This is a genomic window from Bradyrhizobium sp. 179, from assembly GCF_023073535.1.
Classification (GTDB): Bacteria; Pseudomonadota; Alphaproteobacteria; order Rhizobiales; family Xanthobacteraceae; genus Bradyrhizobium.
Map to the genome: position 1 here is coordinate 1 of NZ_JADPJR010000050.1, position 20,818 is coordinate 20,818.

General features: G+C 62.6%; 26 protein-coding genes. 13 read left to right on the forward strand and 13 right to left on the reverse strand.

Annotated features, from left to right (window positions below):
* Nucleotides 1–421: 421 nt before the first annotated feature.
* The 6 genes from IVB12_RS11285 to IVB12_RS11310 all read right to left on the reverse strand — a co-directional run bounded on the left by IVB12_RS11285 (nucleotide 422) and on the right by IVB12_RS11310 (nucleotide 5,047).
* Nucleotides 422–781, reverse strand: coding sequence for a hypothetical protein (locus IVB12_RS11285; RefSeq protein ID WP_247298856.1), 360 nt, complete (start codon nucleotides 779–781; stop codon nucleotides 422–424).
* A 258-nt stretch (nucleotides 782–1,039) separates the two neighbouring features.
* Nucleotides 1,040–1,717 (reverse strand): hypothetical protein, encoded by a 678-nt coding sequence (locus IVB12_RS11290; RefSeq protein ID WP_247298858.1) that lies wholly within the window; start codon nucleotides 1,715–1,717, stop codon nucleotides 1,040–1,042.
* Between the two features lie 243 nt (nucleotides 1,718–1,960).
* Nucleotides 1,961–2,734 carry a hypothetical protein gene (locus IVB12_RS11295; RefSeq protein ID WP_247298860.1) on the reverse strand — a complete coding sequence of 258 codons (774 nt, stop codon included), beginning with the start codon at nucleotides 2,732–2,734 and terminating at the stop codon, nucleotides 1,961–1,963.
* Nucleotides 2,735–3,187: 453 nt separating this feature from the next.
* Nucleotides 3,188–3,556, reverse strand: a complete 369-nt coding sequence (locus IVB12_RS11300; protein ID WP_247298862.1) for a hypothetical protein — start codon at nucleotides 3,554–3,556, stop codon at nucleotides 3,188–3,190.
* Nucleotides 3,557–3,730: 174 nt separating this feature from the next.
* Complete coding sequence (locus tag IVB12_RS11305; protein WP_247298900.1) at nucleotides 3,731–4,507, reverse strand: helix-turn-helix transcriptional regulator; 777 nt, start codon at nucleotides 4,505–4,507, stop codon at nucleotides 3,731–3,733.
* Nucleotides 4,508–4,693: 186 nt separating this feature from the next.
* Nucleotides 4,694–5,047: a DUF2200 domain-containing protein gene (locus tag IVB12_RS11310; RefSeq protein ID WP_247298864.1), complete on the reverse strand. Its 354-nt coding sequence runs from the start codon at nucleotides 5,045–5,047 to the stop codon at nucleotides 4,694–4,696.
* 392 nt (nucleotides 5,048–5,439) lie between these two features.
* Between IVB12_RS11310 and IVB12_RS11315 the strand changes: the two genes are divergently transcribed.
* The 4 genes from IVB12_RS11315 (at nucleotide 5,440) to IVB12_RS11330 (ending at nucleotide 8,100) form a co-directional block, all read left to right on the forward strand.
* Nucleotides 5,440–6,711 (forward strand): SDR family oxidoreductase, encoded by a 1,272-nt coding sequence (locus tag IVB12_RS11315; protein WP_247298866.1) that lies wholly within the window; start codon nucleotides 5,440–5,442, stop codon nucleotides 6,709–6,711.
* Nucleotides 6,711–7,190: a DUF2269 domain-containing protein gene (locus IVB12_RS11320; protein ID WP_247298868.1), complete on the forward strand. Its 480-nt coding sequence runs from the start codon at nucleotides 6,711–6,713 to the stop codon at nucleotides 7,188–7,190. The genes IVB12_RS11315 and IVB12_RS11320 overlap by 1 nt, the downstream gene beginning before the upstream one ends.
* A 146-nt stretch (nucleotides 7,191–7,336) precedes the next feature.
* Nucleotides 7,337–7,792, forward strand: coding sequence for a YidB family protein (locus IVB12_RS11325; RefSeq protein ID WP_247298870.1), 456 nt, complete (start codon nucleotides 7,337–7,339; stop codon nucleotides 7,790–7,792).
* 44 nt (nucleotides 7,793–7,836) lie between these two features.
* A complete protein-coding gene (locus tag IVB12_RS11330; protein ID WP_247298872.1) occupies nucleotides 7,837–8,100 on the forward strand; it encodes a GlsB/YeaQ/YmgE family stress response membrane protein in 264 nt (87 codons plus the stop codon).
* A 131-nt stretch (nucleotides 8,101–8,231) separates the two neighbouring features.
* Here the strand turns inward: IVB12_RS11330 and IVB12_RS11335 are convergent, their stop codons facing one another.
* From IVB12_RS11335 to IVB12_RS11345, 3 genes are all read right to left on the reverse strand, one after another.
* Entirely contained in the window at nucleotides 8,232–8,480 is a 249-nt protein-coding gene (locus IVB12_RS11335) for a hypothetical protein (RefSeq protein WP_247298873.1), read from the reverse strand.
* A gap of 21 nt (nucleotides 8,481–8,501) precedes the next feature.
* Nucleotides 8,502–8,996 carry a septal ring lytic transglycosylase RlpA family protein gene (locus tag IVB12_RS11340; RefSeq protein WP_346657746.1) on the reverse strand — a complete coding sequence of 165 codons (495 nt, stop codon included), beginning with the start codon at nucleotides 8,994–8,996 and terminating at the stop codon, nucleotides 8,502–8,504.
* Between the two features lie 214 nt (nucleotides 8,997–9,210).
* Nucleotides 9,211–10,416, reverse strand: a complete 1,206-nt coding sequence (locus IVB12_RS11345) for an LLM class flavin-dependent oxidoreductase (protein WP_247298878.1) — start codon at nucleotides 10,414–10,416, stop codon at nucleotides 9,211–9,213.
* 170 nt (nucleotides 10,417–10,586) lie between these two features.
* Between IVB12_RS11345 and IVB12_RS11350 the strand changes: the two genes are divergently transcribed.
* The 5 genes from IVB12_RS11350 to IVB12_RS11370 all read left to right on the forward strand — a co-directional run bounded on the left by IVB12_RS11350 (nucleotide 10,587) and on the right by IVB12_RS11370 (nucleotide 13,881).
* Nucleotides 10,587–11,702: an ATP-dependent RecD-like DNA helicase gene (locus IVB12_RS11350; protein WP_247280126.1), complete on the forward strand. Its 1,116-nt coding sequence runs from the start codon at nucleotides 10,587–10,589 to the stop codon at nucleotides 11,700–11,702.
* A 249-nt stretch (nucleotides 11,703–11,951) separates the two neighbouring features.
* Complete coding sequence (gene msrA, locus IVB12_RS11355; protein WP_247298880.1) at nucleotides 11,952–12,662, forward strand: peptide-methionine (S)-S-oxide reductase MsrA; 711 nt, start codon at nucleotides 11,952–11,954, stop codon at nucleotides 12,660–12,662.
* 30 nt (nucleotides 12,663–12,692) lie between these two features.
* A complete protein-coding gene (gene msrB / locus IVB12_RS11360) occupies nucleotides 12,693–13,112 on the forward strand; it encodes a peptide-methionine (R)-S-oxide reductase MsrB (RefSeq protein ID WP_247298881.1) in 420 nt (139 codons plus the stop codon).
* 106 nt (nucleotides 13,113–13,218) lie between these two features.
* Complete coding sequence (locus tag IVB12_RS11365; RefSeq protein ID WP_247298884.1) at nucleotides 13,219–13,383, forward strand: DUF3309 family protein; 165 nt, start codon at nucleotides 13,219–13,221, stop codon at nucleotides 13,381–13,383.
* 213 nt (nucleotides 13,384–13,596) lie between these two features.
* On the forward strand, nucleotides 13,597–13,881 hold the full coding sequence (locus tag IVB12_RS11370) for a hypothetical protein (RefSeq protein WP_247280129.1): 285 nt from the start codon (nucleotides 13,597–13,599) through the stop codon (nucleotides 13,879–13,881).
* Nucleotides 13,882–13,995: 114 nt separating this feature from the next.
* Here the strand turns inward: IVB12_RS11370 and IVB12_RS11375 are convergent, their stop codons facing one another.
* Both IVB12_RS11375 and IVB12_RS11380 read right to left on the reverse strand, forming a co-directional pair.
* A complete protein-coding gene (locus IVB12_RS11375; protein ID WP_247298886.1) occupies nucleotides 13,996–14,538 on the reverse strand; it encodes a DUF4112 domain-containing protein in 543 nt (180 codons plus the stop codon).
* 61 nt (nucleotides 14,539–14,599) lie between these two features.
* Nucleotides 14,600–15,025 carry a DUF5413 family protein gene (locus IVB12_RS11380; RefSeq protein WP_247298888.1) on the reverse strand — a complete coding sequence of 142 codons (426 nt, stop codon included), beginning with the start codon at nucleotides 15,023–15,025 and terminating at the stop codon, nucleotides 14,600–14,602.
* 145 nt (nucleotides 15,026–15,170) lie between these two features.
* On the opposite strand from IVB12_RS11380, the gene IVB12_RS11385 reads away from it, so the two are divergent.
* The 3 genes from IVB12_RS11385 (at nucleotide 15,171) to IVB12_RS11395 (ending at nucleotide 16,193) form a co-directional block, all read left to right on the forward strand.
* Entirely contained in the window at nucleotides 15,171–15,413 is a 243-nt protein-coding gene (locus IVB12_RS11385; protein ID WP_247280132.1) for a hypothetical protein, read from the forward strand.
* A 31-nt stretch (nucleotides 15,414–15,444) separates the two neighbouring features.
* Nucleotides 15,445–15,672 carry a hypothetical protein gene (locus tag IVB12_RS11390; protein WP_247298890.1) on the forward strand — a complete coding sequence of 76 codons (228 nt, stop codon included), beginning with the start codon at nucleotides 15,445–15,447 and terminating at the stop codon, nucleotides 15,670–15,672.
* Between the two features lie 179 nt (nucleotides 15,673–15,851).
* Nucleotides 15,852–16,193 carry a hypothetical protein gene (locus tag IVB12_RS11395; RefSeq protein ID WP_247298892.1) on the forward strand — a complete coding sequence of 114 codons (342 nt, stop codon included), beginning with the start codon at nucleotides 15,852–15,854 and terminating at the stop codon, nucleotides 16,191–16,193.
* A 181-nt stretch (nucleotides 16,194–16,374) separates the two neighbouring features.
* Here the strand turns inward: IVB12_RS11395 and IVB12_RS11400 are convergent, their stop codons facing one another.
* Complete coding sequence (locus IVB12_RS11400; RefSeq protein ID WP_247298894.1) at nucleotides 16,375–17,991, reverse strand: hypothetical protein; 1,617 nt, start codon at nucleotides 17,989–17,991, stop codon at nucleotides 16,375–16,377.
* A 37-nt stretch (nucleotides 17,992–18,028) separates the two neighbouring features.
* The gene (locus tag IVB12_RS11405) at nucleotides 18,029–19,321 is read right to left on the reverse strand and encodes an adenylosuccinate synthase (RefSeq protein WP_247298896.1); all 1,293 of its coding nucleotides are present in this window, start codon (nucleotides 19,319–19,321) and stop codon (nucleotides 18,029–18,031) included.
* A gap of 423 nt (nucleotides 19,322–19,744) precedes the next feature.
* Between IVB12_RS11405 and IVB12_RS11410 the strand changes: the two genes are divergently transcribed.
* Complete coding sequence (locus tag IVB12_RS11410; protein ID WP_247298898.1) at nucleotides 19,745–20,677, forward strand: DMT family transporter; 933 nt, start codon at nucleotides 19,745–19,747, stop codon at nucleotides 20,675–20,677.
* The last annotated feature ends 141 nt before the right edge of the window (nucleotides 20,678–20,818 follow it).

The window sequence follows — 20,818 nt, forward strand, 5'->3', positions numbered from 1 at the left end:
ATCAGCATCCCCCACCACCTGCTTCGTTCCAAAGCAGGCAGCGCAACAGACCAATCTGTAGGGGGTCAATTTTGGACGCCGATCCCCCTGCTTAGGGGGTCAATATTGCAGGCCGAATGACAAGCAGGATCGCATAGACCGCTAGGTTCAGTAACAGATCCTGCTTTGGAGAGAGAGGGTAATTCATCAGATGCTGGGCACCGAGCGCGAGTGCAGCCAGTCCGATCAGCTGAAAGATTGCGGTGAAAACGCCGAGGACTAGGCCAGCAAGCAGGCCGCCCAGCGTGGAAACTACATGCACGGCCCCGTTTCCCTTCTTTTGCCTTCTCAGCTAGTCTAAAATCACTGAAGTTTCAGTGCATTGCTACTTCATTTCGCTCTCGAATGACCCTGTCCGCTGAGGGGACGCCGCTGAAACATGTTATCGAGGAAACAGTCGCACTATGACGAGGGCACACGCTGCGACCCAACGTCCGTTCAGGGCCAGAACCAGCCGTTTAATAGCGAGGACCGCCGTTGATAGCGTCTCGGCGCTCTGACGTGATCGAGAGTCATCGGCGAAGCTCAGGCGTTGGCCGCCGAATGACTTGCTTTGCGCGACGGCCAATCGATCTGGTATGTCGGAAGACCCATACGCGGTGAGCAGGATCACAACCATTGTGGTCGCGAAGTAACCAGCCTCAAAAAAGACGATACAAGCGATCCACGCGACGAAGAACACGACCTGCCAGAGCAAGGCGAACCCGAGATAAGTTTTGCCGGTTGGGATGCCTTTGCTCATACTGACCACTTATGCATCCTTGCAATCCGCGGCCCCCCCAAGTTGATCCTTCCGGCTTGCGACGAGCCCATGGTAAAGATTGCGTTGCGCATCGAAACGCGGAACTTCCGCTTCGGGTCAAACTGCGAAGAACTCAGGTTGAGCAAATCATGCCCGCTCTAATGTAATGACCGGAATTTGGTCCGCCGATGCTCAATTTCGCAGATTGGGCCAAAAGCGGGCATTAGGCGCTGCCGCCCTCTACCGATGAGGCCATGTCTACTTCGCGTTGTCGCTAAATTGTCTAACGGCATTCATTTGAGCGCTTCTTTTCCAAATGTTGCCGGCAGCATCGCGATTTTGCGGTGGCCGTGCGTAGGTGTCCCAAACTGCCAATTCAGCCCGTCGGATGGCTTCGCTTTCCTGAAGGCAGACTGAACCAAGAGAGTCCTTGAAGGCGTCGACTGAGATGCCAGCAGCCCTCGCATCGCGTGCGGCCTTCGAAAGACATTCCGAATAATCTTCCTTGGCTGCCTTGAACGCGATGTCCTCTACTGTTGGACTAATCCTGCCTTTCAGCCGGTCTATCAATCTGTACCGGTAGGGGACTTTGCCGGAGAATTCGTTGAAGATTGGGATGAGCAGCAATCGTCCGGCGGCGACAGCGAGTTCGTCGCGCTTGGTACCTTCAATACCTGGCGTAGATACTCGTTCAAGGATAGCCTTTTGCAACCTCTCAAATTCGCCCTGGCACGATTTCGCAAGCAAGTTCTTGAATTCGGTTTCCGAAATTCCCTGCGCCTTGGCGCGGTCTACCAAAGCGGACAGGCAGACGACAAGATCGACCCGCTCAGACGATAGAGTCGCAGCCCACCTCTCGATCTCTTTGGCATCTTGTCCGAGGGCGGCACAACCGCCCCACAGTGAGAACAGCAAGCCACAAAGTGACGTGCGCATCGTCCGCCCTTCCACTGACGGATGGAATTTAGCACCCTTTTCGCGAAGCTAGCACGCCGACAACAGCCATAGGTTAATGATTGACTACATCGTTCAATGGGTCAAAGGCTGCCTTGGCCCGCTCGGATCGCCTTTCGGGTCACCTTTAGTAAGCGGACCTCGCGGCGCTCTCAGCTGAGGTCGGCACAGGGCCACCAGCGGAAGTATTCTAGCCGCTCCATTGCGCGCCCCGGCCTCTGTCGGTCATTGGGGCAGTCTCCGAAAATCGGCAAAACGAAGATGTTGGACGGGCAAGAGCTTTTGGAGCGTTCGAAGGTAGGTTTGCGAAAATAGAGTCGGCGAGACCCTACTGGACTTCAGCCAAGGCAATCGAACTTCGATCCCGTGGGTTATGGGATCATCGGTTATTTCCACAGTTGCGCGTTTGAGATAGACGCCGGGCCCGAAACTGGCGGCAAGATCGGCCGGATCCACGAGAGCTACGGTCGTCGGGTCCTCCCGATTTCCGAACCGGACCAAGGCCGGCACATCTTCGAGCTTCAAGGTGGCCTTTGGCTTACGCCGGCTGATCTCATCGAGATAGGCGACGTATTGTTCATCAGCTGACGCCGTCGAAGGATACTCTCCGCGAAAAGCCTCCTGCGGGAACGGCGTCAAGGCCGCGTTGTACGCGTCTCCACCCGAACGAGAGAGGATTAACCGTCTCTCGAACGTGGAAAACAGCAGGCCGCGCGGTCCAAGGTCGACGACGACAGCCTCACCTACTAATCGTTTCATCAGACCCCAACCCTGGGCCCTGGTCAGGCCGCCGGGGAAGCTGATTTTAATCTGGCTGACGCTCGATCCTGAGCGCTCCCCCTCAGGAGTTTCGACTGATATTGTAAGCCGAGAACGAAGGACGCGGGGCGGGGTCGTGCTGCCATCAAGGACAAACCAGCCGAGCGCCCCAATCACCGCTGCGAGGAGCAAGAAGAGCTTGAAGAACTTCGAAAGTGCTTCCTTCGCTCGCGGGGTCATCGATCAATTAGACCTAACGTGTCATTGGTCGCCCGGCCGCAACTAGGTTGTAATGGCGACTTCTGTCAACTAGCAGCAGATAAGGTACTCAATTTTGAATTAAGGGCGTGTCGGCTTCCGCAACGGGTCAAAAGCGCAGGTCACACGAATGGCTTGTCATTTCCGGTTTTCCCTGATGAGCGGACCCTTGAACGTTGCGTCCGGAATTCGCATCGGGCGAGCACCAGATCTCAGCCGATCACTTCGTCCAGCGTGGCCGAATGATCACACCAAGTGCTTTGGCCGTCTTGAGACTGATACCGAGAGCGAGTCAGTCCTCTATTCCACAGGTACGTCCGCGCACGTTGGCTTCGCAGGGAACCTCGCAAACTGTCAACCGTCGATTGATTCCACCCGGACCATAGGCAATCAGCGAGCGTTCTCTGCTCCCTGCGGGCCACCTCCGACATTGGCTCAGCGCGCCCAATTGCGCTGTGCGGTCCAGTAGCCTGAACAGCGCGCGTTTCCGGAATGGCCGCTCCACGTCCCGCGGCCAACATTGCTCGAGAGTCTACCTGAGCCGGAGGCGAATTTGTCCTGAACTGTCACCGAGGCCCGAACCGCGCCGGAACGCGCCACGTAGCCTCTGAACCTGACTAAATTCGGATGTGTAACTATTCCGTCGCTGATGTTGACGGTGAAATTATAGGTCGCATCGCAAGGTCCTCTTTGCGTCACGAAAATGAGGTCCCAGGATCCGTCGAATGCAGAGCGGGCTTGCGCGACGGAGTGGAAGGCGACCAGGCAGCCCACGATCGCCACACAGGTGAAAAGCTGCTTCATTGTTTGCTCCAAGCTGTCTCCCACACATGGCGAGCGGAGCTGGCAAGTTCAATGCGGCTCGCCGGGGGCCGGAGGAGTCTTGTCGGATGCAGGTCGCGAGGCGACGGTCCCGGAGGCGGGACCGCGTATTCGCTTTACCTCGCAAGCAGATATCGCGGACCCCAAGTCCGCGCCTTAGTTCAGGCTGCACGTTAGCAGGCGCAGCACGATCGCGAACAGCTCGCCTTGCGAGGAGATGCCGAGCCGCTCATAGGCGCGCTTGCGATAGGTCAGGGTCGAATGCAGGCTGATGCCGAGGTCTTTCGAGATCGCCTCGGAGCTGAAGCCGGCGAGGATGCGTCGGCAGACTTCCTGCTCGCGCAGCGTGAGGGCGGCGAGTGGCGCGCAGCTCGCGAACAACCCGGCGAGCGTCCGGTCTGGCGTTGCGGTCTGCTGAAAATGGCGGGCGACGCTCGCGGCGATCGCCGGCGCGATCGCCTCAAGGCGCTCTCGCTGCACGGCGCTGAAGCGGCCTTGCGCGGCGATGCGGTAGAAGTTGACGTAGAAGCAGGTGTCGCCAGTCCAGATCGCAGTCGCGCATTTGTCGACGATGCCGGAATCCTGGAAGAAGATTTTCCGGTAGCGCGCGCCATACATGCGCGGCGCGAACGCAGGCAGCATGATCGGCGCGCCGCCCTCGCCTTCGAACAGCGCATCGCGGTTGGGATCGGATTCGTGGAACTGTCCGGCATAGGCCGCGCCGAGATCGCCGCCGATCGGGATGTTGCCGGCATCGAGCAGGCAGCGCGCAGCGCCGGCACGGGTTAGCGCAAACACCATGCAATGGCCGACATCGGCCTGCCGCCGCAGCGTATCGATCAGGACATTTGGGAAATCTGGGCGTCCGATCGCGAGCACCGCCGACGTGGTATCGCCAGCCGCTGGATATGCGGGCACCGCCTGAGACCGCATCATGATCCTCCGCAAGCCGTTGTTTTGCGAGAGGATAGCAGCAATGGGATTTCACCGGAAGTTGGAGAGCGGAACACGGCCGGTAGTGCACCAGCAGTTGCTGCCTCATCCTCGCGATCAGATCGAGCGGTGTCCGCCCCGTTGGGTCGATGGGTTTCGCAAAGAGCGCAATCAGTCGCTCGACAATCACTCCTTTCGCAAAATCTTGTCCATCGTTTTTCCCCGGGCCAGCTCATCGACCAGCTTATCGAGATACCGGATCTCTCGCATCGTTGCTTCTTTGATGTCCTCCACCCGGACGCCGCAAACCACCCCTTTGATCAGGGATCGGGCAGGATTGATCTTAGGGGCCTTTGCAAAGAAGGTCTCGAAGTCCGTCTGTTTTTCCAGTTCAGTTTCCAGCTCTTGCTGACCATAGCCCGTCAGCCAGGAGATGATCTGATCGACCTCGGCTTTGCTGCGTCCTTTCTTCTCTGCTTTCGCAACGTAAAGTGGGTAAACGCTTGCGAAGCTCGCTGTGTAGATCCGATGTTTTGCCATGGCGATTCCAGGAGTTCGCTTGTTTGCAGGAGCTGAAGACTCGAGACGATCAGGTGCTCGGCGGCGCCCAGGTCCTGCGGAGGCTTGGGTCAAGAAACGCAATTCCGACGATGAATACCTTTTTGTTTCAGCTCGAGAACCGGCATCTTCCCGCTTCTCCGTACAGGTCCTGCGCCGCCGCGTTCGGTAGTCTAGCGTCGGCGCGGCGACCCTCCCATCGGTATCGATGGCGACGCAACATCTGCAGCAAGGGCGGTCGCGACAATTGTCTGCATCAAAATCACCTGTTCCGCCGCGAGGAACCATTACATCAGCCCTGCTTTATTCGTCTGCGCCTTCAGAATTGATCAGCGGTTTGCGTTCCCCGGGGCGACCAATTGAGGGACCAGTCGATGCGCATCCTTCTCGTTGGGGGGACGGGGCTTATTGGATCGGCAATCCACGCCAGGCTCTCCGCCGACGGGCATGAATGCGTATTGGTGTCGCGTCATCCGGCGGCACCCGATACGCACCACATCACCCTCGATGTTGTCCGGGCCACCGACGCTTCGAAGTGGAAGGGCATTCTTACAGGCGTCGATGCCGTCATCAATGCGGCGGGTGCCCTGCAGGGGCAGGACATGCAAGGCGTTCATGTCGCCGGCAGCGCGGCGCTTTATGCGGCGTGTGAAAGCGCCGGCGTCCGCCGTGTCATCCTGTTCTCGGCGATCGGCAGCAATCGCGATGCCCGGACCGATTTTTCGCGCAGCAAACGCGACGGCGAAGCCGCCTTGATGGCGCGGGACCTCGATTGGGTCGTGCTGCGGCCTTCAGTCGTTGTAGGCCGGCCCGCCTATGGTGGCAGCGCATTGTTGCGAGGGCTGGCCTCCCTGCCGGTCCTCCCGATCATGCCCGAGACGGCAGCTATTCAACCTGTGCATCTCGACGACGTCGTCGACACGGTCCTGTTCTTCCTGCAACCCGGCGCGCCTTCTCGCCTCGCACTCGATCTGGCCGGTCCGCGGCGGATTGCCTTCAGCGAGGCGGTCGCGCTGTTTCGCTCTTGGCTGCGCTGGAGGCCCGCTTACCGCCTGCACCTGCCTTCCTGGGCGGCTTCGGCAGCTTACCGCGCCGGGGACGTTGCCCAGATGCTGGGCTGGGCAACGCCCGTCAATTCGACGGCACAGGCCGAGATGCGCCGCGGCGCGACCGGCGATCCAGAGCCCTGGCGTCAGGCCACGGGCATCGTGCCGCGCGACCTTGCAGCCGCGCTCGCAAGCGAGCCCGCCTCGGTGCAGGAGCGTTGGTTCGCGCGGCTGTATGCGCTGAAGCCGCTGATATTCGGCGTCTTTGGCCTGTTCTGGATCGTCACCGGCATCATCTCCCTGGGACCGGGCTGGGAGATCGGAATGTCGTACGTCCGGGAAGGCGGATTGGGAGAAAGCTTCGCTGCGCTCACCGTCGTAGCGGGAGCCCTCGCCGACATCGTCATCGGTCTCGCCATTCTGTGGCGGCCGGCCAGCCTTTACGGGCTGCGGGCAGCACTGATCATCTCGCTGACCTATGTCGTGATCGGTACGGCGCTGGTGCCGCGGCTGTGGGCCGATCCGCTCGGACCGATGCTGAAGATCTGGCCGGTGCTGATGCTCAATCTGGTCGCCATGGCGATCCGAGAGGATCGCTGATGCTCTATTTTCTGGTCAAGATGGTGCACATTATCGGTGCTGCGGTCCTGCTCGGCACGGGCGCTGGCATCGCTTTCTTCATGCTGGTGGCGCATCTGCGCGGCGACCCGCGCGAGATCGCGGGGGTGGCGCGGACGGTCGTGCTGGCCGATTTCCTGTTCACGGCGAGCGCCGTGGTCCTGCAGCCGATCACCGGCACATGGCTCGCTTGGTCGAGCGGGTATTCTCTTCGCGAGGGGTGGATTGCGGCGTCCATCGCACTCTATGTGGTGACCGGCGCTTTCTGGCTGCCGGTGGTATGGATGCAGATGCGAATGCGCGATCTCGCCGTCCGTGCGGTCGAGACCGACGCCAAGCTGCCTGCCGAGTATGACCGTCTCTTCCGGTGGTGGTTCGCCTTTGGATTTCCGGCGTTCGCAGCCGTGCTGGCTATCTTTTGGCTGATGATCGCCCGCCCGGCTATCCCATATTGGGATTGAACTGACGCGGCGCCAGCTTGATTGGCCGCTCATCACGCCCGCTTCCGTTTCGCCTGCACCGGGTGCGGCGAGCTGAGAATGCACGCCTAGGAACAGAACCGGACTGGCCGAGTTCGAGCTGTCTAACCTTGTCGCGGAGTTACAAGATGAGCCGCGGAATGCCGTCCATGACCGCACTTCTCGGATTGCTGGCCATCGCCGGGTATCAGAACCGAGACAAGCTGGCGGAGTTGCTCAGAGGATCGGGATCTGGATCGCTCGAGCCCGCCAACGCCCGACAGCCGCTGGGTGGCCTGCTCGGCAATCTCACGGGCATGCTGAGCGGGGAGGGTGTCGGAGGATTATTGCAGGGAGGAATTGGCGAGCTGCTGGAGAAATTCAACCAAAACGGCCACGGGGACGCGGCTCGGTCTTGGGTCAGTTCAGGGCCCAACAAGGACATCTCGCCCTCGCAGCTGCGGGAAGCAATCGGCCCCGACGTGCTGGACAAGCTGGAGCGGGAAACCGGGCTGTCTCACGAGGAGATCCTCGCAAGGTTGTCGCGCGAGCTTCCCCAGGCAATCGACAAGTACACGCCTGAGGGGCGTTTACCCACCTCATAGCTTTTGCACTGCCGTCGTCGTTGTTTATTCAGGAGGAGTGGAGAATGAGCATTATTTGGACCATCATTATCGGCTTTATCGCGGGGGTGATCGCAAAGTTCATCATGCCAGGTGACAACGAACCCTCCGGGTTCATCCTTACGACCATCCTCGGGATCGTTGGCGCCTTCGTGGCCACCTACCTCGGGCAAGCCCTTGGCTGGTACCGTCCTGGAGAGGGTGCCGGACTCATCGGTGCTGTGGTCGGCGCCATCATCGTGCTCTTTGTGTATGGCCTCTTCGCCGGACGACAACGGCGCACGATTTGAAGAGCAGAAGGCCGGGCTTCTCTCCGCAGCGACCTGCGTGCGAAGTAGCCTACATGATCAACTTCGAGAAAAGGGCGCGCGCCGTTGACGGCCAGCGCGCCCGCCGCCTTTCTGGTCTCATCAAAGAGACTTCACCTCGTTACGGGCAGCTGCCGCGGCATCCATGCCGGCTTGCTTAACCCGGTCCGCAACTTCGGTGCTGGTGTCGCTGATTTCTGCGACACCATGACCGAGGCTTCACGCGCGGCTTGCGAGACCGCACCGGCGCGCCGATTCAGGTCGGCCTTCACATCGTCGCTGACGTCGCCGATATACTTGTTCTCGATCTCGGAGGCGCGAAACGCGCCTGCAACCGCCGCACCGATCGCCGGGACGTGCACTGCCTTTTCCGCGTAGGATTTTCAGCCCACCGGTCCGAGTGTCCAATTGTCCCCTGAAAGCGGACTAACCTTTACGTCCTTAATGACTCCGAGCTCCAGGCTTGGATCGAAATGGCGCATCGTCCGCTCGTTGAAGTCAATGATGCGGCCGGGCCTGAGTGGTCCGACGTCATTTATCTTGACGATGACCTTCTTGCCGACGGCCTCAACGAGGGCAAACTTTGGCCTCACGCCAAATGGGACCCCGCCAAATTTCCGACGCAAACTCGTCTTGATGGCAGCCGTCCAGGCAGAGGGATCATAACGCTCGCCGGAGGCTGTGCTCGGACCGCCCTCCTCCTTGCCGGGCTTGAAAGGATTGTACATGGAGGCAGCGCCGACGAGCGCATTCCCAGAGGTAGCATCGACGATAGCGCTTGAGTGAACTCCCCGTGTTTCACTTCGAGCAACGGTAACAGAAACGGCAAGCGCGACCAGGGCGCCGCAAAGTGCGGCGCTCGAGCGGAACAGCATCATAACTCCTATGATTTTTTCGATCGCCGGTTCCGGCACCGCAAACAGAGCAAGCGAACGCGGCAGCGTTCATGAAGCTTGCGCCGATGTTTTGCGGATTCGTGCCAACCCCTTGGCTATGGAACCGTCGTGGGAACCAGAGCGGTTCCCACGCAGTGTTTTACGTTGTCACGGACTAAGCCAGAGATTGCGTCAGCAGCATGACTTCACGAACAGCCTAGCCCGCGGCGGCCTTCACCGGGGCGACGTTGATCGCGAGCTTGCCGTAGCGGTCGGTGAAGGCCTGCGTGTCGATCTCTTCCAGCTTGATCTCGCCGCTCATGACGCCCTGTTTCCAGACCGCCTGCGCCGGATCGTTCTGGAATTCCGGCATCACCTCGCGGCCGAACAGCTCGAGCGATTCGCAGATGTGCTCGTGGCTGTTCTTGCCGGCCTGATTGAGCAGGATGACCTGGTCGATATGCGAAGATTGGAATCGCTTCAGCTTCCTGCGGATCGTCTCGGGCGAGCCGATCAGGCCGCCACGCAACGCCGCCTCCTGGGCTTGCGGATTGTCGCGCTTCCACTTGTTGTACTCGTCCCACATGTTGACGGTGCCGGGCGCGGGCCGCTGGCGGTTCTGCGCGGCGCCGTAGAAGCGCAGCGCGAATTGGAAGAAGGTGGCGCCGTCGGCGCGGGCACGCGCCTCCTCGTCGGTCTTGGCGCACATGAAGAACGAGACCAGTGCCATGTTCGGGTTGATCTCGTAATCGGCAAGCTTGGTGAGCCGCTTGGTCATCGCATTGTAGTAGGCGTGCACCCAGGCGTGGGCGGCATCGGCGCTGACGAACTGGAAGCCGAGCGCGCCGAAGCCGTGGCGGCCGGCGCGCTCGATGGTTGGCAGTTGCGAGCATGCCATCCACAGCGGCGGATGCGGCTTCTGCACCGGCTTCGGGACGACGTTGCGCAAGGGGATGTCGAAGTACTTGCCGTGATGCTCGCTGCCGCCGTCTTTGAACATCGGGAAGATCGCGGCTACGGCCTCGTCGAACACCTCCTTCTTACTTTCCATGTCGCGCCCGAACGGCTCGAGCTCGGTGATCGACGCGCTCTCGCCCATGCCGAATTCGCAGCGGCCGTTGCTGAGCAGGTCGAGCACCGCGACGCGTTCGGCGACGCGTGCCGGGTGATTTGTCGTGAGCTGAAGGATGCCATGGCCGAGCCTGATCTTCTGCGTGCGTTGGCTTGCGGCAGCCAGGAAGGATTCCGGCGAGGGCGAGTGCGAATATTCCTCAAGGAAGTGATGCTCGACCACCCAGGCATGGTCGTAGCCGAGCCTGTCGGCGAGCTCCATCTGCGAGAGCGCGTTCTGGTAGAGCCTGAGCTCGTCGCCGGCCACCCAGGGCCGCGGCAATTGCAGCTCGTAGAAGATGCCGAACTTCATGGCGTCGCGCTCCCGCATTGTTCTTGTTGGGCTCATCTTAGTGCGTGAGGCAACGCTGTCTAGGAGCAGCAATTCCGCCGTGCGGGAGAATGACTTGATTGCAGCGAACGAACGGTTAGTTTGCGAGTGGCGACTCATTTAAGTGTGGCGCCCGCTCTTCCTGGAAAGCCATGCCGACATTCACCCCGCATCAAGACGCCGCGCTCAAAGCCGTTGGCGATTGGCTGAAAGCAAAACCCGGCCGCGGCGGCACGCCGCCGGTGTTCCGCCTGTTCGGCTTTGCCGGCACCGGCAAGACCACGCTGGCGCGGCACATCGCCGAGGGCGTCGATGGCGAGGTGAAGTTCGCCGCTTTCACCGGCAAGGCGGCGCTGGTGATGCGCAACAAGGGTTGCGACGATGCCTCCACCATCCACTCCCTGATCTATCGCGCCCGCGAATCCGGCGAGGAGCAGCCGAGCTTCGAGCTGTGGGACGACGCGCCGGCCTCAAAAGCCAAGCTGATCGTGATCGACGAATGCTCGATGGTCGACGCCGAATTGGGGCGCGACCTGATGTCGTTCGATTGCCCGCTGCTGGTGCTGGGCGATCCCGCGCAGCTTCCTCCGATCCAGGGCGGCGGCTTCTTCACCAATTCGGAGCCCGACGCGATGCTGACCGAGGTACATCGCCAGGCCCAGGACGATCCGATCGTGCGGATGTCGATGGACGTGCGCGAAGGCCGCGAGCTCGACATCGGCCGTTACGGCGAGAGCGAGGTGGTGTCGCGCAAGGAGCTCGATCCCGACCGGGTCATGGGCGCCGACCAGGTGCTGGTCGGCCGCAACAACACGCGACGCGCCTACAACATGCGGGTGCGCCAGCGCCAGAACATCGAGGACGCCTTTCCGGTCGCCGGCGATAAGCTGGTGTGCTTGCGCAACAACCGCAAGAAGGGCCTGTTCAACGGCGGCCTGTGGCGCGTGAAGTCGCGCAACACCTCGCGCTCGAAATCGCGCATCCTCAGCATGCGGCTGTCGCCGGACGAGGATTTCGGCCACAAGGTGACGAAGGTCTCGGTGCGCGCCGACTGCTTCGAGGGCGGCGTCGAGCAGATCGCCTGGGAGCAGCGCAAGCCCTATGATGAGTTCGACTACGGCTACGTGCTCACGGTGCACAAGTCGCAAGGCTCGCAATGGGACGACGTCGTGCTGTTCGACGAGAGCTTTGCGTTCCAGGATTCCAGGGCACGGTGGCTATATACCGGGATCACGCGCGCGGCGAAGCGGCTTTCTATTGTCGTTTAAGGTTCGGGGCCGAAGAGTCGTGACACTGGCATTCCGAGGCGATGCGCAGCTCGAACTATGGCGTCCACTTGCGGAGCTGAGAATCTCGAGCCGCCCCGGAATGACGAGTTGCTCCCTTCACGGACTCGTGTCTGACGTTAAGTAACAATGGCCCGGCCGGCCCGTATCTCGGGTAACAAACTGCCGCCAAGCGGGCTGTTCGCTTGACGCCGATCGCCCTACACTAACGCCTTCGAACGAGGATGCGCCATGAGCCGAATTCCTTTCTGTGCCCTGTCCCTGTTTGCTGCGACCGCCGCGTTGGCGTTTTCGTTCACCGCGCCGTCGTTGGCCGCGGAGGATGCGGTCGTGATCCCCGCCCCCGCCATGGATGCAGCGCCCGCGAGCGAAATCCAGACCGCCGTCGTCGCCGGCGGCTGCTTCTGGGGCGTTCAGGGCGTCTTCCAGCACACCGCTGGCGTCGTCAACGCCGTCTCCGGCTATGCCGGCGGCACCAAGGCGACTGCCGACTACCAGACCGTCTCGAGCGGCCGCACCGGTCACGCCGAGTCCGTCGAGATCAAGTACGACCCGAAGAAGATTACGTACGGAAAGATTCTCCAGATCTACTTCTCGGTGGTGCACGATCCGACCCAGCTCAACCGGCAGGGCCCTGACGTGGGCCCGCAATATCGCTCGGCGATCTTCACCACCTCCGACGAGCAGAAGAAGGTGGCCGAGGCCTATATCGCCCAGCTCAACGCGGCCCGGGTCTTCAACAAGCCGATCGTGACCAAGGTCGGCGCGCTGGAGGCGTTCTATCCGGCGGAGGCCTATCACCAGGACTATCTGACGCTGCACCCGAACCAGCCCTACATCGCCTATAACGACATCCCCAAGGTCGAGAACCTGAAAAAACTGTTCGCGGATAATTACATTGAAAAGCCGACGCTGGTGAATGCCGGCAAGGCCACCAACTGATCACGACATGACGAGAGAAACGGGAGACCCATGCCCGATCCCAGGACGAAAACAACGGACGACAAGCTCATCAAGAGCGAAGAGCAGTGGCGGCGCGAGCTGACGCCGATGCAGTACGCGGTGCTGCGCGAGAAGGCGACCGAGCGTCCCTTCTCCGGCGAATATGAGCACGATGAGCGCGCCGGCACCTATGTCTGCGCCGGCTGCGGCAACGTGCTGTTCTCCTCCGATGCCAAGTTCGATTCCGGCTGCGGCTGGCCGAGCTTCACCCAGCCCGCCGTCGAGAGCCATATAGACGAGGAGCGCGACACCAGCCACGGCATGATCCGCACCGAGGTGCTGTGCGCCAAGTGCAGCGGCCATCTCGGCCATGTCTTCCCCGACGGCCCTGGGCCGACCGGCCTGCGTTACTGCATCAACTCCGCCGCGCTGAAGCTCGAGCCGAAATAAACTCGGGGCATCACCGGGTTCCGTTGCGGAACCCGGCGGCGCAATGTGCTTTTCTCTCGTGGCGGTGCGGCCAGTCATCCATTTGGCGCCCGCCAGGGAGAATGCCATGTCACTCGGGACCATCCTGATCATCCTGGTGATCATCTACCTGCTGGGCGGGCTGTCCGGCCGGATCGGCGGTTATGGCTATGGCCTCGGCCATTCCGGCATGGGGATCGGCGGCGTCGTGCTCGTGGTGCTGGTCGTGCTGATGCTTCTTGGCAAACTGTAAATCATGCAACGCTTGAAATTGCACGGTTTATCGCCCGCGCGGGGCTGCCATGCGCGGATTCATCATCTCGCATCGCGGGGGTCGCATTTTTGTCAAATCGGCCTATATTAGTGGACGAAAATGCCATGTGCGGCGGGCCCGCTCGATTGCGGCCTCTGCCCTCCCCAACCCCACGCGCTTAAAGCCCCAGAGAAGATCACGAGGTCTTTGACCATGCGTCCACTGCGTCCGTTCAACTTCAACACCTCCGCCGAACTCTTCCCCGCCGCGATCCGCAAGAAGAAGCGGGCGGGCTTCACCTATCGCCGGTTCGGCACCGCGGCCGAAGCCGTGCAGTTCGCGATGGAGCAGTTGCCGACGGATTCACTGAACGGCGCCTATCTCCAGGTCGAAGAAGCGCGCTTCGACCAGAACGGCATCCGCTCGCTCTATGAGAGTGAGGCCTTCCCGTTGCCTCGCCGCCGCAAGCCGGCGGAGACCGACGCCGACGCAGCGTAAGCTTTCGCAAAGCCCTGTGATGTGCGCTGAAAGCGCGATGGCCGAAGGGCCGTCGCGCTTTTTGCGTTTCTCCCCGCCGCGCGTGCGGGGACAGGCGAAGAGTGCACGCGACGCTTAAATCCGCGGCTGCTTCTCCAGCCAGCGGCGGAGCAGGCGCACGTTACGCATGTTGGCGCGGAACATGACGTCGAAGGCGTCGCCCGCGAACGGGACCAAGCCGACCACGCCGTCAACCGCGACATTGCCGAGCATGCGCGCCGTGATGTACCAGGGCGCGCCCAACGCCCTCGCCTCACGCACCAGCCACAACGAGATCGCGGTGGTGATGATGTCGCCGACGACCGGGATCAGCCCGATCAGCCCGTCGATGCCGTAGCGGATATTGGTGCCGGGCAGGATGAAGGCAACGTCGAGCAGCTTTGCGATCGCCTCGAGCCGCGCGATCCGCTGCTCGCGCGTCAGATTGCCGAACGGATTGCCTTGCCCGAATTCGAAGCGAAACTCGCGGAATCCCTGCTCCAGCGTCTCAGGGCGGATCTCGTGACCCTCCTGGTCGATGATCGGGCCGCGCGCTTTCTTACCCGCAAAGGGCGCATGCGAGCCGCTTCCCGAACGGGATCGGCGCGGAGCAAGGATGTCGTCGTCGGACATGGACATGGCCTCCAATGAACGCGCCGCGGCGGCGGAGGTTGCTGGGCCGCGCCCGAAGGTCGCGCACTCAGGTCGGCGCGGTCATTGCCTGCGGCTCCTCGACATATCTATGCACGAGCCAGGATGAAATCACTGCCGGCACGAACCCGACGAGGCCGTACAGGATGAACTGCACCGCGCCCGAATCCGGCCCGCGCGAGCTGTAGGTCATCGAGGCCAGCACGAAGGCGAACAGGCCGACCAGCAGCATCCGCAGGACCGGGCCGATCCGTCTGATGTGGATCAGGATGTCGTCGACCGCGCCGATCATCAGCGAGGGCAGGAAGCCGAACAGATAGCTGTATTGCAGGGTCTTGAAGAACACTGCGAATAGCTTGCCGACCTCGCTGAGGCTGGTCTGGGTCCAATAGCCGGACTGATAGGTCGCCGTCAGCAGCAGCAGGAACCCGCCGACAAACGGACCGACCAGCGCAAACACCAGATAGCGTTTCATCGAGCACCCTCTTAACTTCGACAGCCTTATATCAGCGCCGGCGGGAACCTTGAATAGGGAGGCGCAGCCTCCGCCTGGAGGGAACAAGTGGCAAAGCGACGAGTTCATGCAGGACCTGAATTGTCCCTGTCAGATTGGAGCCCCGATGCCCCGTAGACTTGTTCTGGCGACATTCGCGCTGGCAGCCCTGACCGGTCTGTCGAATGCACCTGCTCTCGCCCAAGGCCACATGGGCACGCCGCAGGAGCAGAAGGCCTGCTCGCGGGATGCATCGCGCCTGTGCCGCAAGGACCTCGGCAATGACGGTGCGGTTCAGAGTTGTCTGCAAGCCAACCGGGCCAAGCTGTCGAAGTCTTGCAGCAAGGTGTTTCAGAGTCACGGGATGTGAGGACCGGAACCCGCGAACGGAGTGTGAAGCCATGCTGCGCGATGAACAACTCTCGATCCTGCGGGACATCAGCCAGTCCGTTGCCTTCGCCGACGATCGCCACGGCAAGATCGGCGAACTGATCGCCGATGGTTATGTGATGAAGGACGGCGATCTGTTCGAACTCACGGCCAAGGGCGTCACCGCAGTCGAAGAACACGCCGCATCACTCGGCACGAGCGATGCGGCAAGCGAGCCATCGCCCGATCGGTTGATCTGACCGCGCGCGCCGGCTTTGCGTGACTCGCGCGCAACAATTGCAAATTCCTTCACGCAGACCATTGCAGCTCCGTGACAATGGCGCATACTTCGCTCGGGCGGCGCAGCACTTTCGATTCGAACATCAAGTAATCGAGCGACCACATGCGGGACCAAAGTTCCCGACGTGAAGGCTGTGACATGCGGCAGATCAAGCCGCGTGCGGCGCCCCAAAATCAAGTGGCTCAAGCCCACGAACTCGGGGACCGATTCCGCATGACACGCTATCAGACGATCGCAACTCTCTTCGCCGTCGCCGCCACCGCCATCGCATTCCAGACATCACCTGGTCTCGCCTTCTCATCCGAAGCGCAGCAGATGTGCTCGGGCGATGCGATGCGGCTGTGCTCCAGTGAAATTCCCGACATCCCCAGGATCAGGGCCTGCATGGTGCGGAACAAGGCACATGTCAGTCCCGGCTGCCGCGCCGTGATGGACCGCGAGCACGCCGCATCGCGCAAGCGGGAAGCCGCCGCGCAGTAAGGCCGTTCAATTCGGTTGCACCGCTGACCGCGAGAGAGCTTGCTTCACCTCTCCCGTAGGGAGAGGCCGGAGCGCATCGCAGATGCGATCCGGGTGAGTGGTTGCAGTCTCACAAGATGGCGCGGCCCCTCACCCGGATTGCTGCAATCCGAGATCTCCCCGCTGGGGAGAGGTGAAGAGCTCAATCGCCCCACTGCGCGAACGCGTCGTTGAAGACGCGCTCGCCGGGGGCGCCCTTCTCGATCGCGATGATGGCGCGGCGCTGATTGGCGTAGACCAGCGGCACGTCGAACCAGGAGCGCTCCTTCAGGAGCTGGACGTTGCGGGCACGGTCGGCGTCGACATTGGAGAGGCCGACCAGGAAGAAGCCATCAGTGACCTTGACGGCGAGGCCGGCGAGCGGCGTACCGCGCGCCTGCTCGTTCGACTTCATCAGGATGCCCGGCACGTTGGAGACGCTGCCGCCCGGAAAGTCCTGCGGAAGGATGAAGGTCAATTCCGCGGTATGGCTCGCCGGCAGCGAGGAATCGGTGTTGCGGCGGAACGACATCGTCATCTTGAACTTGCGGTCGGGGATCTCGATGTCGGCGCGCACGGCGATGTCGGCCTTCTGGTTGCCGGACGCCTTGATCGGCTCCATCCGCCACACCACCGAGCCGACATATTGCTTGCCCTTCGGATCGGACGGATCCTCGTCATAGAGCACGACCTTCTGCGCCACCGGCGCGACCGGCTGGTCGCTCGCCGAAGGCTGGCCGACCCGATCCGGGATCTTCGGCTTGCTCTGCGGTTGGGCCGGATTCGGCGCCTCCACCACCTGGGTCGCGGACGGCTTGAGAAAGCCGTTGACGATCTGGACCAGCTGCTTGCCCCAGAGGATGCCGGCGCCGACCAGGATCAGCACGATGCCGACGGCGATCGCGCTCTTGAACGGGAAGGCGGAGCCGGTGCGGACGCGCTTCTTGGCGTCGCGCTCGGCTGCAACGCGCGCACGCTGCGACGGCGGCTGCGGCGTGTAGCGCTCGGCCTCCTCGACCGACTCGTCGTAGGAATAGGGCGGCTCGGACTCGCCGGTGCGGTCTTCCAGGCTCGGCTCCAGCCGGTCGAACTCCGGTGAGGGCGAGGGCACGTTGGCGTAGGTGCGGCGCGCGGCGCGGCTCGCCTGCGCGGCGGCGCCGCCGAGATCGTTGGCATCGGCCGTGATGTCGCGGAAGCCGCGCACGCCCGGTGCGGGTGGTAGCGCGGGCGGCGGGCCCATGTCCGGCGGGCGGCGCGCACCTGCGCGATCGCGTCCGGCCGGTGGAGGCGTCTGCGGCTCCGGCGTCGGCGGCGGAGCGGACGGGCCGGGCTGGCGCGGGGCGTCAAAACGCGGCGCACGCGGCGGCCGCGGCGCGTCGCCCTGATCGTCAGCACCAAAGGATGGGCGGTCGGCGCGCGCCGGCGTCGGGGCCGGACGCGTGCGCGGCGGGGCCGGCTGAGATGCGGGAGCGTTGCCCTCGGCCGCGCGGGCGCTGGCCCGGCGGAAGGCATCGCCGCTGCCGCCCGGGCGAGTGCCTCCACCGGGGCGCGAGGCCTCGCGGGCGCGCTGGGCGGCCTCCGATTCGACCTTGCGGACGGCCTCTTCCAGCGACAGCCGTTCGCGGGTGATCTCGGATTCGGAGAGCGGCGGCTGCACGCTGCGGAGCTGCGCGATCAGCGCCGTGCGCGCCCGCTCATAGAGCGCGCGACGGCTCTCGCCGGGAGCGTTGGGGTCCAGGGCGGCAATAGCGCGGGCGATCAGCGGATAGTAATCAGCCATTTCAACTCAACTATACGCGCGTCCTGGTAAGATATCGTTAAGCTTCAAACGGATTTTGCACCAGGATAGTATCTTCGCGTTCGGGGCTGGTGGAAAGCAGCGCGACCGGGCACCCCACCAATTCCTCGATCCGGCGGACATATTTGATGGCCTGGGCCGGCAGGTCGGCCCAGGACCGTGCGCTGGCGGTCGGCTCCTTCCAGCCCTCGATCGTCTCGTAGATCGGCTCGACCCGGCTTTGCGCGCCCTCACCGGCGGGGAAATGGTCGATCTCCTTGCCGTCGAGCTTGTAGCCGGTGCAGACCTCGATCGTGTCGAAGCCGTCGAGGATGTCGAGCTTGGTCAGCGCCAGGCCGTTGATGCCGCAGGTCCGGACCGCCTGGCGGACCAGCACGGCGTCGAACCAACCGCAACGGCGGGGCCGACCGGTGTTGGTGCCGAACTCGCGGCCGCGCTCGCCGATCTTGCGGCCGGTCTCGTTGTCCTGCTCGGTCGGGAACGGGCCCTGGCCGACGCGGGTCGTATAGGCCTTGCACAGGCCAAGCACGTAACCGACCGCGCCCGGCCCGAGGCCGGCGCCGGTCGCCGCCTGCGCCGCCACCGTGTTGGACGAGGTGACGTAAGGGTACGTGCCGTGATCGACGTCGAGCAGCGCGCCTTGCGCGCCCTCGAACAGCATGCGCTTGCCTTCGCGCCGCTTGATGTCGAGCAGCCGCCAGACCGTCTCGGCATAGGGCAGCAGCTGCGGCGCCATCGCCATCAGTTCTTTCAGGATCACCGCGCTGTCGAATTCCGGCAGGTTGAGGCCGCGCCGCAGCGCGTTATGATGCGCCAGCAGGCGATCGATCTTGTGCGGCAGCGTCTGATGATCAGCAAGATCCATCAGGCGGATGGCGCGGCGGCCGACCTTGTCCTCATAGGCAGGTCCAATGCCGCGGCGCGTGGTGCCGATCGCGGTCGCTGCGCTGGCGGATTCGCGGTGCTCATCGAGCTCGCGGTGCAGCGGCAGGATCAGCGTGACGTTTTCCGCGACGCGTAGATTGTCAGGGCTGACATCGACCCCCTGCGCCCTGAGCTTGGCGACCTCGTCGAGGAAGGCGGCGGGATCGAACACCACGCCGTTACCGATCACGGACAGCTTGCCCTCGCGCAGTACGCCGGAGGGCAACAGCGCGAGCTTGTAGGTTTTGCCGTTGATCACGAGCGTGTGGCCGGCGTTATGGCCGCCCTGGAAGCGGACGACGATGTCCGCCTGCTCCGACAACCAGTCGACGATCTTGCCCTTCCCTTCGTCGCCCCACTGGGCGCCGACGACGACAACATTGGCCATTCGCGGGTAATCCCTGTTCAATCTGTCTCTAGGAGGCATGATCCTCGCGGAAAACCGGTGCCCACTCTTCCGGGATCATGCCTGCGCCCAGCCCAATCGGCGGCCGGAGCCGCCCGCACGCAAGGCAGCCAACCGGATAAAGGAAGCAGCCCCTCTAGGCAAGCAAGAACGGGGCTTTTTCGGGGCTCGGAAGGCCATCCAAGCCTTTGATATCCCCCGAAAATCCAGAGACCTTCCAGAGCCGAGCCAAAGCCTCGACCAAAGCGCTAGACGCGATCTCGGCCGCTGCATGGTCGCGATGCATCCGTCCCCCATTGATGCAACCCCGATTTCCGTGTCTTTGAACGGCGCCGGGCTATGAACCGGCCCGGATCTCGCCGGGCCGGAAGCCTCGGCGCATGACGCGGGGCCATAGCAATCACAATGTCTGCCACGGGCCAGAGCACAGGCGCCGAAACCGCCGGCCAAACCTGGATTGCCAACCAGCCTTATCTGTTGCTCAGCATCACCGCGCTGTGCTGGGCCGGCAACGCCATCGTCGGTCGACTCGCCGCCGGTCACATCCCGCCCGTGACGCTGTCATTCCTGCGCTGGTTCTTCGCCTTCCTGCTGGTGCTGCCGTTCGCCTGGAAACATCTTGCGCAGGACTGGCCCGCGATCCGCGGCCGGCTCGGCCTGATGATCACGCTCTCGATCACCGGCATCGGCGCCTTCAACACGCTGCAATATTGGGCGCTGGAGCATACCCAGGCGCTGAACACGCTGCTGCTCCAGTCTGCCGCCCCGCTGATCGTGGCGCTGTGGTCGCTGGCCATTCTGGGGATCAGGCTCACCGCGGCGCAGGCATTCGGCGTGCTGCTGTCGATGTGCGGCGTGCTCACGATCCTGCTGCATGGCGACTTCACCACGCTGTCGAACATCGAGTTCAACAAGGGCGACCTCATCTTCATCGTCGCGCTGGTCATTTTCGCGCTCTATTCGGTACTGACCCTGAAGCGTCCGCCGATGCACGGCCTGTCGTTCCTCGCCTTCACCTTCGGCTGCGGCGCCGCCTGCCTCATTCCGCTGGAGATCTGGGAATTGTTCGCGCGCCCCGTGATGAAGTTCGACGGGCCGAACCTGCTGACTCTATTCTACGTCGCAGTGTTCCCCTCGGCGCTCGCCTATCTCTGCTTCAATCGCGGCGTCCGCCTGATCGGCGCCAATCGCGCCGCGCCGTTCTTCCATGTCGTGCCGGTGTTCGGCTCGATCATGGCGATCGTGTTCCTGGGCGAGCACCCGCAGGTCTTCCATTTCCTCGGCTTCGCGCTGGTGCTGGCGGGCGTGTTCGTGGCGTCACGCAAGCAGGCGAGTTAGCACCGCATCCAAGCGGACTGCTGCCATCACCTCTCCTCTTGCGCTACGGGATGCCCGAAAGTGATTCCCAGCGATTTCTGGATGTGATTCAAAGCTTTGACCGGTGCGGTAGGAGCTTTGAATGTCATTCGGCGATATCCG

Coding starts and splice junctions, on each gene's coding strand:
- IVB12_RS11375 (WP_247298886.1), bottom strand. CDS start 14,538: ATGTCCATGTCCGACGACGACATCCTTGCTCCGCGCCGATCCCGTTCG.
- msrA (WP_247298880.1), top strand. CDS start 11,952: ATGAGCCGAATTCCTTTCTGTGCCCTGTCCCTGTTTGCTGCGACCGCC.
- IVB12_RS11305 (WP_247298900.1), bottom strand. CDS start 4,507: ATGCGGTCTCAGGCGGTGCCCGCATATCCAGCGGCTGGCGATACCACG.
- IVB12_RS11385 (WP_247280132.1), top strand. CDS start 15,171: ATGCCCCGTAGACTTGTTCTGGCGACATTCGCGCTGGCAGCCCTGACC.
- IVB12_RS11370 (WP_247280129.1), top strand. CDS start 13,597: ATGCGTCCACTGCGTCCGTTCAACTTCAACACCTCCGCCGAACTCTTC.
- IVB12_RS11285 (WP_247298856.1), bottom strand. CDS start 781: ATGAGCAAAGGCATCCCAACCGGCAAAACTTATCTCGGGTTCGCCTTG.
- IVB12_RS11325 (WP_247298870.1), top strand. CDS start 7,337: ATGAGCCGCGGAATGCCGTCCATGACCGCACTTCTCGGATTGCTGGCC.
- IVB12_RS11365 (WP_247298884.1), top strand. CDS start 13,219: ATGTCACTCGGGACCATCCTGATCATCCTGGTGATCATCTACCTGCTG.
- IVB12_RS11315 (WP_247298866.1), top strand. CDS start 5,440: ATGCGCATCCTTCTCGTTGGGGGGACGGGGCTTATTGGATCGGCAATC.
- IVB12_RS11350 (WP_247280126.1), top strand. CDS start 10,587: ATGCCGACATTCACCCCGCATCAAGACGCCGCGCTCAAAGCCGTTGGC.
- IVB12_RS11290 (WP_247298858.1), bottom strand. CDS start 1,717: ATGCGCACGTCACTTTGTGGCTTGCTGTTCTCACTGTGGGGCGGTTGT.
- IVB12_RS11320 (WP_247298868.1), top strand. CDS start 6,711: ATGCTCTATTTTCTGGTCAAGATGGTGCACATTATCGGTGCTGCGGTC.
- IVB12_RS11390 (WP_247298890.1), top strand. CDS start 15,445: ATGCTGCGCGATGAACAACTCTCGATCCTGCGGGACATCAGCCAGTCC.
- msrB (WP_247298881.1), top strand. CDS start 12,693: ATGCCCGATCCCAGGACGAAAACAACGGACGACAAGCTCATCAAGAGC.
- IVB12_RS11410 (WP_247298898.1), top strand. CDS start 19,745: ATGTCTGCCACGGGCCAGAGCACAGGCGCCGAAACCGCCGGCCAAACC.
- IVB12_RS11340 (WP_346657746.1), bottom strand. CDS start 8,996: ATGATGCTGTTCCGCTCGAGCGCCGCACTTTGCGGCGCCCTGGTCGCG.
- IVB12_RS11405 (WP_247298896.1), bottom strand. CDS start 19,321: ATGGCCAATGTTGTCGTCGTCGGCGCCCAGTGGGGCGACGAAGGGAAG.
- IVB12_RS11380 (WP_247298888.1), bottom strand. CDS start 15,025: ATGAAACGCTATCTGGTGTTTGCGCTGGTCGGTCCGTTTGTCGGCGGG.
- IVB12_RS11395 (WP_247298892.1), top strand. CDS start 15,852: ATGCGGCAGATCAAGCCGCGTGCGGCGCCCCAAAATCAAGTGGCTCAA.
- IVB12_RS11345 (WP_247298878.1), bottom strand. CDS start 10,416: ATGAAGTTCGGCATCTTCTACGAGCTGCAATTGCCGCGGCCCTGGGTG.
- IVB12_RS11300 (WP_247298862.1), bottom strand. CDS start 3,556: ATGAAGCAGCTTTTCACCTGTGTGGCGATCGTGGGCTGCCTGGTCGCC.
- IVB12_RS11295 (WP_247298860.1), bottom strand. CDS start 2,734: ATGACCCCGCGAGCGAAGGAAGCACTTTCGAAGTTCTTCAAGCTCTTC.
- IVB12_RS11310 (WP_247298864.1), bottom strand. CDS start 5,047: ATGGCAAAACATCGGATCTACACAGCGAGCTTCGCAAGCGTTTACCCA.
- IVB12_RS11400 (WP_247298894.1), bottom strand. CDS start 17,991: ATGGCTGATTACTATCCGCTGATCGCCCGCGCTATTGCCGCCCTGGAC.
- IVB12_RS11330 (WP_247298872.1), top strand. CDS start 7,837: ATGAGCATTATTTGGACCATCATTATCGGCTTTATCGCGGGGGTGATC.